Raw genomic sequence first — 12,156 nt, 5'->3', positions numbered from 1 at the left:
GCCCGAAAACCAGCCAAAGCGTCGGTTCGGCGCACCTGCCTGGAACGGCCCCCGGCTAGACATGGTCGCCTAGGGTGTATGGCCATGCACGTATGCGAGCGCGTCGGCCTGGACTTCATCGACGACGCACCGTTTCGGTTCGTCAGCACCGTCGACCTGGCGATCACCCCTGAGCAGTTGTTCGAGGTGCTCGCCGACGCCGAATCCTGGCCGCAGTGGGCCAGCGTGATCACCAAGGTCACCTGGACCAGCCCGGAGCCGCGTGGTGTCGGCACCACCCGCACCGTGCACATGCGCGGCGGCATCGTCGGCGACGAGGAATTTCTCGCCTGGCAGCCCTACAGCCACATGGCCTTTCGGTTCAACGAAGCCTCGACGAATAGCATCGCGGCGTTCGCCGAGGACTACCGGGTGGTGAAGACCCCGGGCGGTTGCCATCTGACTTGGGTGATGGCGATGAAGCCCAACGGCGTCGCGGCCCGCCTCGGCATGTCGCTGGGGCGGCCGGTGATGGGCTGGATGTTCCAGAAATTCCTGTACAACCTGCGCGACTACTCGAACAAGCGCTACCAGGTCTCTTGATCCACCCGCTCCGCCGCGAGGGTGTGCAAAGCTGGTCGGCATGACCTTCAACGAGGGCATGCGCATCGACACCAGCACCACGTCGAGCAGCGGCGGCGGGCGCGGTCCTGGCCGAGGTATCGCGATCGGCGGGGGTGTCGGCGGCCTCCTGGTCCTCGTGGTGGCCCTGTTCCTCGGGGTCGATCCCAGCACCGTCATGCCCGAGCAACAGTACGGCAACGCCGACGTCGCGGCCCCGGGTTTCGATCTGAGCCAGTGCCAGACCGGCGCCGACGCCAACGAGATACCCGAGTGCCGCGTGGCAGCCACCGGTAACTCACTCGACGGGGTGTGGTCCCAGCAGATGCCCGGCTACACCCGGCCGCACGTTCACCTCTTCACCGGCAGCGTCGACACTCGTTGTGGCCCAGCGACCAGCGAGGTCGGACCGTTCTATTGCCCGGCCGATCAGACCGCCTACTTCGATGTGGACTTCTTCAACGTCCTGAGAGACCAGTTCGGCTCCAGCGGCGGCCCGCTGGCACAGGAGTACGTGGTCGCCCACGAGTTCGGGCACCACATCCAGAACCTCACCGGCGCCCTGAGACAGTCGCAGGGTCCCGGCGCGGCGGGCCCGACGGGCGGCGGTGTGCGCACCGAACTGCAGGCCGACTGCTACGCCGGCGTGTGGGCGCACCACGCGGCCATCACCACACAAGAAAGCACCGGCGTGCCGTTCCTGGAACCGTTGAGCGACAAAGACATCAACGACGCGCTGTCGGCCGCGGCAGCGGTGGGTGATGACCGCATTCAGAAGAAGGCCACCGGTCAGGTCAACCCTGAGGCGTGGACGCACGGCTCGGCCGCGCAACGGCAGAAGTGGTTCACCGAGGGTTACCGCACCGGCGACCCGAACAGCTGCGACACCTTCGCCACGAGCGATCTTGGTTAGGACACCTTCGGCGGTCGATGCCGTCGCTGAACGCTACCTGGAGCGTAGTGCTGCGCTTGATCCTTGTGCAGCAAGCAAGTTGGGCATCACCGGCCATGACGACGACATCACCGACTACTCCCCCGACGGTGTCGCCGCGCGCGCCGAGGCGGCCCGAAGCGCGTTGCGCGAACTCGACGGCACACAACCGGCCGACGATGTGGACCAGGTCACGATCGCCGCGATGCGCGAGCGGCTCGGAGTGGCAATCGAACTGAACGACGCCGGCCTCGACGTCGGGACGTTGAACGTGATCGCCTCACCACTGCAGTCGATGCGCAACGTCTTCGACCTGATGCCCACCGAAACCGAGGACGACTGGGCGCTGATCGCCGTGCGACTGTCCCGGCTGCCCGACCGCGTCGGCGGCTATACCGACGCGTTGCGCGCCGCGGTGGCGGCCGGGCGGGCACCTGCGGTGCGCCAGGTCGCGCGCGGCATCGAGCAGGCCACCGGCATCCAGCAGTTCTTCGTCGACATGGTCGTCGACGCCGTCCCCGATAACGCGGCGCTGCAGGAGGATCTGCATCTGCACGCGGCCAACGCCGCCTATGCCTACCGTGAACTGGCCAGAACTCTGGGCGACGAGGTCGCCCCGTACGCGCGGGTCGACGACGCCGTCGGCGTCGACGAGTACCGGCTGTGGTCACGCTCGTTTCTGGGCGCGACGGTCGATCTCGAGGAGACCTACCAGTGGGGTCTCGAGCAGCTGGAAGACATTGTCGCCGAACAGCAGTCCCTCGCACACCAGCTCTACCCGGAAGCCACTGTGGCCGATGCGCTGCTGAGCCTCGACGAAGAGGAGCGCTACCTCGTGCACGGGGTCGACGCGCTGCAGGCCTGGATGCAGGACCTCTCCGACCGGGCCGTCGAAGCGTTGGCCGACACCCACTTCGATATCGCCGCCCCCCTGCGGCGGTTGGAGTGCCGGATCGCGCCCACGCACACCGGCGGCATCTACTACACCGGCCCGTCGGAAGACCTGACGCGGCCGGGCCGGATGTGGTGGTCGGTACCGCACGGCGTCGACACGTTTCACACCTGGCGCGAAACCACAACCGTGTACCACGAGGGTGTGCCCGGCCATCATCTGCAGATCGGGCGTGCCGTGGTGTTGGCCGACCGGCTGAACCGGTGGCGTCGACTGGGCTGCTGGGTGTCGGGTCACGGTGAGGGCTGGGCGTTGTACGCCGAGCGGCTGATGGCGGAGTTGGGCTGGCTCGACGATGCCGGTAAACGGTTGGGAATGCTTGATGCTCAGCGCTTCCGGGCCGCCCGGGTGTGTATCGACATCGGGGTGCACGGTGGAATGACCGCGCCCGACGGCGGGGTGTGGGATGCCGAGCGGGCATGGGATTTCCTGCGTACCCACAGCGCGATGAACGACGAACATCTGCAGTTCGAACTGGACCGCTACCTGGGCTGGCCGGGTCAGGCCCCGTCGTATGCGATCGGGCAGCGGATCTGGCAGCAGCTGCGCCATGAAGCCCTCAGCTGCGGCGTTTCGCTCAAGGAGTTCCACAGCCGCGCGCTGGATCTGGGTGGTTTACCGTTGGACGTGCTCAGATCGGCGCTGATGAGCGATTTCGCGACGAGCTGATCCGCTGTGCTCGGCGCCCGCCGAGCTCTAGCGTCATGGTCATGGACACCGTGACCGTCACGCCCCACCTCACCATGCTGCGCGTGCACGGCTGGCAGGTCTATGTCTGGACCGACGGGGAGTCGGTGACGCTGATCGACACCGGCGCGCCCGGATCCGGTGTAGACATCGCGGCCGCGGTGCCCGGCGTCGACCGAATCGTGTTGACGCACGGGCACGTCGACCACGTCGGATCCGCCGCCGAACTGCGCAGCACGACGGGCGCCGCCGTGTTCGCCGGCGCAGGCGATGCGGACGCGATCCGCACCGGCACCGCCCTTCCGCCACCGGTGTTCGAAGACTGGGAAGTGCCGATCCACCAACGTGTTTCGGCGGGCCTACCCGAGGCAGCGCCGCCGGTGGCCGTCGATCAGGAACTGGTCGACGGCGACGTGCTCGACTTCGGCGGCGGCGCCGAGATCCTGTCGGTGCCCGGCCACACCGAAGGCAGCATCGCCATCCACCTGCCGCGGCACCGGGTGCTCTTCACCGGCGACACCGTCGCCAACGTCGGCGCCGTCATGCTCGGCACCTTCAACCAGGACCGTGACCGCACTGTCGCCTCGTTTCAGCGGTTGGCGGGCCTCGATGTCGAAACCGCCTGCTTCGGGCACGGTGACCCGATAGCGTCGTCTGCCGGCTCACGGATCCGTGCAGCCGCGGCGGCCCTGTAGTCGAGGAGGTCACACCATGCGTATCGGCGTCGCGGGCGCGACGGGCAACATCGGCGCCCGCACGGTCAGCATCCTCGAGCACGAAGGCCACGACGTGGTCCGCATCAGCCGCTCCCTCGGCGTGGACCTGGTCAGCGGCGACGGTCTGGACGAGGCGCTCACCGGCGTCGACGCGGTCCTCGACGCGATCAGCGCGCCGCCCACCGACCGTGAGCAGACGCAGACTTACTTCGGCACCACCACAGGCAATCTGCTCGCGGCCGAGCAGCGCGCCGGGGTGCGCCACCACGTCTTGCTGTCGATCGTCGGAATCCACGACATCGAGGGCAACCCGCACTATGCGGGCAAGCGCGAACAGGAACGGCTGGTCACCGAAGGGCCCGTGCCGTGGACGATCGTGCCCGCCACGCAATTTCACGACTTCGCCGCGATGGTCGCCGGGTGGACCGAACAGGACGGGGTCTCGACGATCGCTCCCCTGTTGGTGCAGCCGATCGCACCGGACGACATCGCCCGGGTGCTGGCCGAGGTAGTCACGGGCGAGCCCCGAGGCCGCTATGTTGATGTGGCCGGCCCGGAGACCCAGGATCTGGTCGACATGGCCCGGCGCACGCTCGATGCCCGGGGCCGTCGGGTCAAGCTGGTGCCGACGTGGTCGGGCATGTTCGGGGTTGCGATGGCCGGAAATGCATTGCTGCCGGGTGAGAATGCTCGCATCGAGCCGACCACGTTCGATGACTGGCTCGCCGCCGGCGCCGACTGACAGGAGATCCCACCGATGACAAACCCCGCCGCCCCGCTGGCCGGCAAGGTCGCCTACGTCACGGGTGCGGCCCGCGGACAGGGCCGCTCGCACTGTGTCCGACTGGCCCGCGCGGGCGCCGACATCGTCGCGATCGACGCGTGCGGCCCGGTCGCCGAGCACAACGGCTATCCCCCCGCGCTGCCCGAGGACCTCGCCGAGACCGTGAGCCTGGTCGAAGGTGAGGGCCGCAAGATCGTCGCCGACCGGGTCGACGTCCGCGACGCCGCCGGACAGCAACGGGTGGTGTCCGACGCGATCGCACAGTTCGGCCGCCTAGACATCGTCGTCGCCAACGCCGGGGTGATGAATTGGGGCCGGCTGTGGGAGATCTCGGCCAAGCAGTGGCAGGACGTGCTCGACGTCAACCTGACCGGTGTGTGGAACACGATCAAGGCCGTGGTGCCGCCGATGATCGAGGCGGGCAACGGCGGGTCGATCATCACGATCAGTTCAGCCGCCGGCATCAAAGCCGTTCCGGGTTGCGGGCACTACTGCGCCAGCAAGTTCGGTGTCGTCGCGTTGACCAACTCGCTGGCGGTCGAACTCGGCGAGTACGGCATCCGGGTCAACTCGGTGCATCCGTACGGCACCGACACCCCGATGGGTAACGACACCTCGATGTGGCAGACCTTCGCCGACCATCAGACCTACATCCACAGTTTCTCGCCCGGCGCGCTGCCGACCGACTCGCTGGCCGACCCCGACCTGATCTCCGACATCGTGCTCTGGCTGGCCAGCGACGCGTCGTCGCTGCTGACCGCGGCCCAGATCCCCGCGGACAAGGGCTATCTGAAGATCTGACCCCGTTGCGCGAGCAGACGCAAAGTGTTGCTTTTCGAGGCGTCAAGAGCACACTTTGCGTCTGCTCGCGCTTGGAAAAGTTCTAGAGACGCGACTGTTCCTTGATCGCGGTGTCGGTGGTGCGCAGCGGTCGGATCAACGCGTCCTGGGCGAACGAGGCGATGAGCTCACCTGCTTCGGTGTGCACCGTCCCGCGCACATACGACATGCCGGCGCCCACTTGCGTGCTCTCATGGCTGTAGAGGATCCAGCCGTCCCAGGTGAACGGCTCGTGAAAGCTCACCGACACCGTCATCGGCGCGGTCGACACGGTGATGTGCGACTGTGCGGTACCGATACCCGCATGCGCCCGCATCGTCGTCGAAATGCCCAGGTGCCCCGTGAAATAAGCGATCAACGCCTTGCCCAGGTCATCGCGTGTCGGGATCGGCTCGTAGTGCAGCCAGGCGTACAACTCCGGCGGTCCCACCTCGTCGGGGCTGTTGACGTCGACCACATCGACCAACCGGACCTGCCGCCCGACCATCGGCATCTCCGAAACGTTCGCGTCGGCAGGCGCCGCCACATCGGGGCGGGGCACGTGGTGCCGGATGACGTCTGCGGTGGGCACGTCGGCAAGCACGGTCACCGTGATGCAGCGCTTGCCGTTCTGTTTGGCCGCCACGATAGCCGTTGCGGTGGAACGTCCTTCGGCGACGACGTCGATTTCCAGCTCCACCGGGCCTGCACCGACCATGACCGCCCGGGAGAACACCGCGTACGCCGAGCGCACCGACTTGTCCGAAAACCTTTTGGCCGCAGCGACAATCGCCTGCGCGAGCACCTGCGTACCCTCGACGACCTGTCGGGCGTCTTCGCCTGCGGGCCCCGTCTGGGCGATGAAACGGTCTTGTCCGTCGGGCTCCACGTCGAACAGGTCGAGCAGTCCTTCAACGGTCCACTGAGCTGCCACGGATGGATGCACTGAATCTGTCGTCATGGGACCGAACACTAACCCGGGCATCCGCAAAAGCGGTAACGTCATTACCAGCCAGTCATCGCGAGCCCCGGAAGGTTGTCCAGCATGCCGAAGAGCACCGGCCGCTCGGCCGGCGCCGCCCGGTCGGCGTCCACCACCGGTGCTGCCGTCGTCGACCAGGAGTCGCGCTCCAAGCGCTTCATGAAGTCCGCGCTGGCGATTCTCGGCGAAACCGGACGTACCGACTTCACGGTGCTCGAGGTGGTCGAGCGCTCCAAGACCTCACTACGCTCCTTCTACCAGCACTTCTCCACAAAGGACGAGTTGCTGCTGGCCTTGATCGACAAGATCATGTCGGAGTCCACCCGCAGGTGGCGCGACGAAACCGCGGGCCTGCCGAGCCGTAAGGCCCTGCGCGTGCTCATCGACCGCATCTGCACCCCGGCCGAATCCACCACCCAGGACAAGGTCAACCGAGGTCTGACGTACTACAACGACCACCTCGCCGAAACCCTGCCGCGCGAGTACGCCCGCGTGCTGTCCCCGCTGCACGAGCTGATCAAAGACATCATCGAGCGCGGCATCGCCGAGGGGGTGTTTCGGCCCGGCCTCGACGTCGACGCCACGGCCGCGCTGATCATGCAGTCCGCGCTGGGCGCAATGCGGCTTCAGGTGTTGGGCGCCGAACTCAACGGCGTGCCCGTCGACGCCGACCACATCTACCAATTCTGTGTCGGCGGCCTGCAATCGGCACCCGACGACGCCACCTGACCTGCGCGGCACCGGCCCCGACGCCACCGGACCGGGGGTGGTGTTTACGCTGGTCCAGACGTGGTAATGTCATTACCAGCATTGCAGAACCAGACTCTCCAGGAGGCGGAAATGGCCCGCAAGCTCCCGTATCCGGTGTTCGACGCCGACAACCACTTCTACGAGCCCAAAGAGGCGCTGACGCAGTTCCTGCCGGATCACCGCAAGAACGTCATCGACTACATTGAGGTCCGCGGCCGGACCAAGATCATGGTGCGCAACCAGGTCAGCGACTACATCCCCAACCCGACGTTCGAGGTCGTCGCCCGACCCGGCGCGCAGGAGGAGTACTTCAAGCACGGCAGCGGCGGCAAGAGCTTCCGCGAGGTGATGGGCAAGCCGATGAAGGCGATCCCGGCGTTCCGCGAACCCGCCGCGCGCCTGGAGGTGATGGACGGGCTGGGGCTGGACTACTCGCTGATGTTCCCGACCCTGGCGAGCCTGGTCGAGGAACGGATGAAGGACGACCCCGAACTCATTCTCGACGTCATCCATGCGCTCAACGTGTGGATGTATGAGACCTGGCAGTTCAACTACGAGGACCGCATCTTCTCCACCCCGGTGATCAACCTCGGCATCGTCGACCGCGCGCTCGAGGAACTCGAGTGGTGCCTCGAGCGTGGCGCCAAGACCGTGCTCGTGCGGCCCGCACCGGTGCCCGGCCTGCGCGGCACCCGCTCGTTCGGGTTGCCCGAGTTCGACCCGTTCTGGGACGCCTGCGTCAAGGCCGGCATCCCGGTCTCGATGCACGCCTCCGACTCCGGATACGCCGAATACCTCAACGACTGGGAGCCTGCCGACGAGTTCCTGCCGTTCAAACCGACAGCGTTCCGGATGGTGTCGATGGGCAAGCGGCCGATCGAGGACTCGATGGCCGCGCTGGTGTGCCACGGCGCGCTGACCCGCAACCCCGATCTGCGAATCCTGTCGATCGAGAACGGTGCGGACTGGGTTCCCTACCTGTTCAAGCAGTTCGAGGGCACCTACAAGAAGATGCCGCAGGAGTTCCCGGAGGATCCGATCGAGGCGTTCAAGCGCGGGGTCTACGTCGCGCCGTTCTGGGAGGACGACTTCGCGCAGATGGCCGACCTGCTCGGCATCGACCGGGTGATCTTCGGTTCGGACTGGCCGCATCCCGAGGGCCTGGCCGAACCCACCCACCTGATCGACGACCTGCAGGCGCTCGACGAGGAGGGCCAGCGAAAGATCATGGGCGGCAACATGATCGATTTGTTCAAGGTCCCCAACGAGATTGTCCACAACCCGGACGTGCCGCCTCTCGTCATCCCCGCCTGACCCTCGAAGAGGTAAAACCGACTCCATGACCGACGCCGCAAACCCCGAGGTCCTGCTTTTCGCCTCGACCACGCAGGCCTTCCTCGAAAAGGAGGCGTCGCTGAGCCGACTGCGCGAACTGCACGACGCCGGCACATCGTTCGACACCGGCTGGTGGCGTCGGGCCGCCGAACTGGGCTGGACCAGCCTGCTCGTACCCGAGGACGTCGGCGGCGGCAGCGTGTCCGGAGACGGGGTGAAGGACCTGGCGCTGGTTGCCGAACTCGTCGGCAAGGTCGTCGCGCCCGGCCCCCTGCATCCGGTCAGCACGGTGCTGGCTGCGCTGGCCGAGGTGCCCGAAAACCACGGCGACACAATCGAATCACTGGTATCCGGTGAAGCGGTCGCGTCGTGGGCGGTCTACGAGCCCGGGAAACCGTGGTCACCGATGACGCCCTCGGTCACCGCCACCGCAACCGGCAGCGGCTTCCGTGTCGACGGCGTGAAGGATCGCGTCGAAGCCGGCGCCGACAGCGCCGTCCTGCTGGTGGTCGCCGAATGCGACGGTGCCGTGCGCCAATTCCTGGTACCCGCCGACGCGGCGGGCGTGCGCGTGGAACCGCAGCGCTCGATCGACATGGTGAAGACCTACGCCCGTGTGCATTTCGACGGCGTCGAGGTCGACGGCTCAGCGCTGGTCGGGTCGGCCGAGCAGACTCCCGCGATCATCGCGCGGCAGAACCAGATCGCCGTGGTGCTCCAGTGCGCCGAGATCGTCGGCATCCTGAACACGGTGTTGGGCTTCACCATTCAGTGGGGATTCGACCGGCATTCGTTCGGCCGCCCGATCGGCTCGTATCAGGCGCTCAAGCACAAGTACGCCGACCTGAAGATCTGGTTCGAGGCATGCCGGGCGGCCACCAATGCGGCGGTGGCCGAGGTGGCGGCACGTTCGCCGGGTGCGGAGATGGCGGTCAGCGTCGCGAAATCCTATTGCGCAGAACACGCTCCCGGGATGTTGCAGGACTGCATTCAGTTACACGGCGGCATCGGCGTGACCTGGGAGCACGACCTGCACCTGTACCTGCGTCGCGCCACGTTGTACCGCTCGATGTTCGGCACCCCCGAAGAACACAACCTACGCGTCTACGCACTGACCAAAGAGGGCCGGGAATTGGAGCACGCCGGATGACCGAAACTGCTGCGGCGCCAACAGAAACCACGGAGTCGGTCGAGGAGTTCGCCGCGCGTGCCCAAGCGTGGCTGGCAGAGAACATGCCCTCGATCGACCCGAACAACCCGCCCGAGCACGACCGGGGTGAAGAGGAACCGTGGCTGCGCGCCCGTGAGCTGCAGAAGAGGCTCGCCGACGGCGGATTCGCCGGCATCTGCTTTCCCAGGGAGTACGGCGGCCTCGGTCTCCCGATCGCCTACCAGAAGGCGTTCGACGCGGTCTCCCGCTGCTACGAGCTTCCGGTCATCCTCAACACGCCGACCTTCACGATCTGCGCGGCCACCATCCTGGACACCGGCAGCGAAGAGCAGAAGCGCCAGCACATTTCGGCGGTGCTGCGTGGCGACGAGGTCCTCGTCCAGCTGCTTTCTGAGCCCAGCGGCGGCTCCGACCTCGCCGGCGTCATCACCCGCGCCGACCGCCAGGGCGACAAGTGGGTGATCAACGGCGCCAAGACGTGGAGCACCAGCGCGTTCGCCGCGGACTACGGGTTGATGCTGGCCCGCACCGACTGGGATGTCCCCAAGCACGAGGGCCTGACCATGTTTCTGGTGCCGATCAACAGCCCGGGCATCACGCTGCGCCGCATCAAGCAGGTGAACGGTTCGGTCGAGTTTTGCGAAGAGTTCTTCGACAACCTCGAACTCGGCGACGACGCCGTCGTCGGGGAGGTCAACGGCGGCTGGCAGGTGGCGTCGCGGCAGCTCTACCACGAGCGGCGCGCGGTCGGAGGCGGCTCGGAGTTCGCCAGCGGCGTCGGCGCCGAGGGCAAATCCGATGTGCCCACCGACTACGTGGCACTGCTGGAGGCGACCGGCCAGGCCGACAGCGAACGCGCCCAGGAGATGGCCGGCCGCGCGCTGGTGCACCGCGCCGTACGCGAGCAGCTCATCGAGCACGTCTACCACGGTGTGCTCGACGGTTCGCTGCCGCCGGCGGCCGGTTCGATCATCCGCATCGCGCACGCCGACATCCACCATCTGGAGTTCGACACCGTACTGTCGATCGCGGCCAGCGGTGGCGTCGTGGACGCCGGCGACGATCTGATCCGCCACGGCGAGCGCTACCTGTCCCGCCAGGCCGCCGCGCTCGGCGGCGGCACCACCGAGATTGCGCGCAACATCATCGGTGAGCGGGTGCTGGGCTTCCCCCGGGAGCATGCCGCCGACCGCGGGGTGCCGTTCAAAGAGGTCAAGCGCAACAAGGGCTGAGCCGCAAGGTCGGCGAACAGACGCAGAATGTTGCGTATTCGGGTGCCGCGGGGCCCCTTCCGTGTCTGCTCGCCGGAGAAAGCGGTCAGAACAGCGTCGGTTGCAGCGGTTGGGCAGGCTCGACGGCCGGCGTCGCCGTCGTGCGAAACGAGCGCCGGTCCGGCGCCAGGCCGTGCTTGGCGATCAGCGGGGTCACCCGCTCGTGCAGCATCTTGCGGTAGTCCTGCGGCAGGTACGCCCCGCGCCGGTACAGGTCTCGGTAGGGCGCGACGAGTTCCGGATGCGCCCGCGCGAGCCAGCCCATGAACCAGCCACGCGTCGAGCCCCGCAGATGCAGCCCGAACGCCGTCACCCCGGTGGCCCCGGCGGCGGCGATCTGGGCCAGCAGGGTGTCGAGGTGCTCGGCCGAATCGGTCAGATACGGCAGCACCGGAGCCACCATGACGTGGCAGTCCAGGCCGGCCTCGCGCACCGCGGAGATCAGCCCGAGGCGTGCCTGCGGCGTCGGCGTGCCCGGCTCGACGTCCCGGTGCACGTCGGGGTCGGCCACCGCGAGCGACACCGCGACGCTGACATCGACCCGGCGGGCGGCATCGGTGATCTGCGGCAGGTCCCGCCGCAGCAGCGTGCCCTTGGTCAGGATCGAAAACGGGGTGCGCGAATCAGCCAGCGCGGCAATGATTCCGGGCATCAACGCGTAGCGTCCTTCGGCGCGCTGATACGGGTCGGTGTTGGTGCCCAGCGCGACGGTCTCATGCGACCACGAGGGTCGCGACAGTTCGCGGCGCAGCACCTCGGCCACGTTGGTCTTGACGACGACCTGGCTGTCGAAGTCGGCCCCGCAGTTCAGGTCGAGGTACTCGTGGGTGGGCCGGGCGAAGCAGTAGCGGCAGGCATGCGAGCAGCCGCGGTAGCCGTTGACCGTGTAGCGAAACGGCAGTTGCGAGGCCTTCGGCACCTTGTTGAGCGCTGATTTGCACAACACCTCGTGAAACGTGATGCCGTCGAACTCCGGGGTGCGCACGCTGCGCACGAAGCCGATGCGCTGCAGGCCCGGCAGCGCGCCGTCGTCGACGCTGACGCCCTGACCTTCCCACCGCATATCCACCATTCGAACTGACGTTCGAGCCGATGTCAAGGTGGTCGCGGGCGCGTCGGTAAGCTTGTTGGCAGCGCTCGACCGTTCCCACTCCAAGA

12 protein-coding genes are annotated in these 12,156 nt (G+C 67.2%); 10 read left to right on the top strand and 2 right to left on the bottom strand.

Going from position 1 to position 12,156, the window contains the following annotated elements; genetic code table 11:
* Positions 1-78: 78 nt before the first annotated feature.
* Genes ABQE44_RS17250 through ABQE44_RS17225 form a run of 6 tightly spaced genes read left to right on the top strand, consistent with a single transcriptional unit; the run spans position 79 to position 5,471 of the window.
* The gene (locus tag ABQE44_RS17250; RefSeq protein ID WP_448431006.1) at positions 79-582 is read left to right on the top strand and encodes an SRPBCC family protein; all 504 of its coding nucleotides are present in this window, start codon (positions 79-81) and stop codon (positions 580-582) included.
* A 40-nt stretch (positions 583-622) separates the two neighbouring features.
* A complete protein-coding gene (ypfJ, locus tag ABQE44_RS17245; protein ID WP_448431004.1) occupies positions 623-1,513 on the top strand; it encodes a KPN_02809 family neutral zinc metallopeptidase in 891 nt (296 codons plus the stop codon).
* Complete coding sequence (locus ABQE44_RS17240; RefSeq protein WP_448391218.1) at positions 1,506-3,152, top strand: DUF885 domain-containing protein; 1,647 nt, start codon at positions 1,506-1,508, stop codon at positions 3,150-3,152. The genes ypfJ and ABQE44_RS17240 overlap by 8 nt, the downstream gene beginning before the upstream one ends.
* Before the next feature lie 41 nt (positions 3,153-3,193).
* Positions 3,194-3,865, top strand: a complete 672-nt coding sequence (locus ABQE44_RS17235) for an MBL fold metallo-hydrolase (protein WP_448391217.1) — start codon at positions 3,194-3,196, stop codon at positions 3,863-3,865.
* Between the two features lie 16 nt (positions 3,866-3,881).
* Positions 3,882-4,628, top strand: coding sequence for an SDR family oxidoreductase (locus ABQE44_RS17230; protein ID WP_448391216.1), 747 nt, complete (start codon positions 3,882-3,884; stop codon positions 4,626-4,628).
* Positions 4,629-4,643: 15 nt separating this feature from the next.
* Positions 4,644-5,471, top strand: a complete 828-nt coding sequence (locus ABQE44_RS17225) for a mycofactocin-coupled SDR family oxidoreductase (RefSeq protein ID WP_448391214.1) — start codon at positions 4,644-4,646, stop codon at positions 5,469-5,471.
* Positions 5,472-5,553: 82 nt separating this feature from the next.
* Here ABQE44_RS17225 and ABQE44_RS17220 read toward each other — a convergent pair whose 3' ends face one another.
* The gene (locus tag ABQE44_RS17220) at positions 5,554-6,450 is read right to left on the bottom strand and encodes an acyl-CoA thioesterase (RefSeq protein ID WP_448431002.1); all 897 of its coding nucleotides are present in this window, start codon (positions 6,448-6,450) and stop codon (positions 5,554-5,556) included.
* Between the two features lie 84 nt (positions 6,451-6,534).
* Between ABQE44_RS17220 and ABQE44_RS17215 the strand changes: the two genes are divergently transcribed.
* The 4 genes from ABQE44_RS17215 (at position 6,535) to ABQE44_RS17200 (ending at position 10,959) form a co-directional block, all read left to right on the top strand.
* Entirely contained in the window at positions 6,535-7,200 is a 666-nt protein-coding gene (locus ABQE44_RS17215; protein ID WP_448391212.1) for a TetR/AcrR family transcriptional regulator, read from the top strand.
* Between the two features lie 111 nt (positions 7,201-7,311).
* Entirely contained in the window at positions 7,312-8,535 is a 1,224-nt protein-coding gene (locus ABQE44_RS17210) for an amidohydrolase family protein (RefSeq protein WP_448391211.1), read from the top strand.
* Between the two features lie 25 nt (positions 8,536-8,560).
* Positions 8,561-9,706: an acyl-CoA dehydrogenase family protein gene (locus ABQE44_RS17205; RefSeq protein WP_448431000.1), complete on the top strand. Its 1,146-nt coding sequence runs from the start codon at positions 8,561-8,563 to the stop codon at positions 9,704-9,706.
* Positions 9,703-10,959, top strand: a complete 1,257-nt coding sequence (locus ABQE44_RS17200) for an acyl-CoA dehydrogenase family protein (protein ID WP_448391209.1) — start codon at positions 9,703-9,705, stop codon at positions 10,957-10,959. Before ABQE44_RS17205 ends, ABQE44_RS17200 begins: the two co-directional genes overlap by 4 nt.
* 85 nt (positions 10,960-11,044) lie before the next feature.
* Here ABQE44_RS17200 and ABQE44_RS17195 read toward each other — a convergent pair whose 3' ends face one another.
* Positions 11,045-12,061, bottom strand: a complete 1,017-nt coding sequence (locus tag ABQE44_RS17195; RefSeq protein WP_448391208.1) for an Rv2578c family radical SAM protein — start codon at positions 12,059-12,061, stop codon at positions 11,045-11,047.
* Between the last annotated feature and the right edge of the window lie 95 nt (positions 12,062-12,156).

This window comes from Mycolicibacterium sp. XJ2546, assembly GCF_053483195.1.
The sequence above is the reverse complement of the archived record's forward strand: the minus strand, read 5'-3'. Positions and strand labels throughout refer to the sequence as shown.

What these genes read in the sequence shown, in the direction of transcription:
- ABQE44_RS17250 (WP_448431006.1), top strand. Translation starts at nt 79, where the DNA reads ATGGCCATGCACGTATGCGAGCGCGTCGGCCTGGACTTCATCGACGAC.
- ypfJ (WP_448431004.1), top strand. Translation starts at nt 623, where the DNA reads ATGACCTTCAACGAGGGCATGCGCATCGACACCAGCACCACGTCGAGC.
- ABQE44_RS17235 (WP_448391217.1), top strand. Translation starts at nt 3,194, where the DNA reads ATGGACACCGTGACCGTCACGCCCCACCTCACCATGCTGCGCGTGCAC.
- ABQE44_RS17230 (WP_448391216.1), top strand. Translation starts at nt 3,882, where the DNA reads ATGCGTATCGGCGTCGCGGGCGCGACGGGCAACATCGGCGCCCGCACG.
- ABQE44_RS17225 (WP_448391214.1), top strand. Translation starts at nt 4,644, where the DNA reads ATGACAAACCCCGCCGCCCCGCTGGCCGGCAAGGTCGCCTACGTCACG.
- ABQE44_RS17220 (WP_448431002.1), bottom strand. Translation starts at nt 6,450, where the DNA reads ATGACGACAGATTCAGTGCATCCATCCGTGGCAGCTCAGTGGACCGTT.
- ABQE44_RS17215 (WP_448391212.1), top strand. Translation starts at nt 6,535, where the DNA reads ATGCCGAAGAGCACCGGCCGCTCGGCCGGCGCCGCCCGGTCGGCGTCC.
- ABQE44_RS17210 (WP_448391211.1), top strand. Translation starts at nt 7,312, where the DNA reads ATGGCCCGCAAGCTCCCGTATCCGGTGTTCGACGCCGACAACCACTTC.
- ABQE44_RS17205 (WP_448431000.1), top strand. Translation starts at nt 8,561, where the DNA reads ATGACCGACGCCGCAAACCCCGAGGTCCTGCTTTTCGCCTCGACCACG.
- ABQE44_RS17200 (WP_448391209.1), top strand. Translation starts at nt 9,703, where the DNA reads ATGACCGAAACTGCTGCGGCGCCAACAGAAACCACGGAGTCGGTCGAG.
- ABQE44_RS17195 (WP_448391208.1), bottom strand. Translation starts at nt 12,061, where the DNA reads ATGCGGTGGGAAGGTCAGGGCGTCAGCGTCGACGACGGCGCGCTGCCG.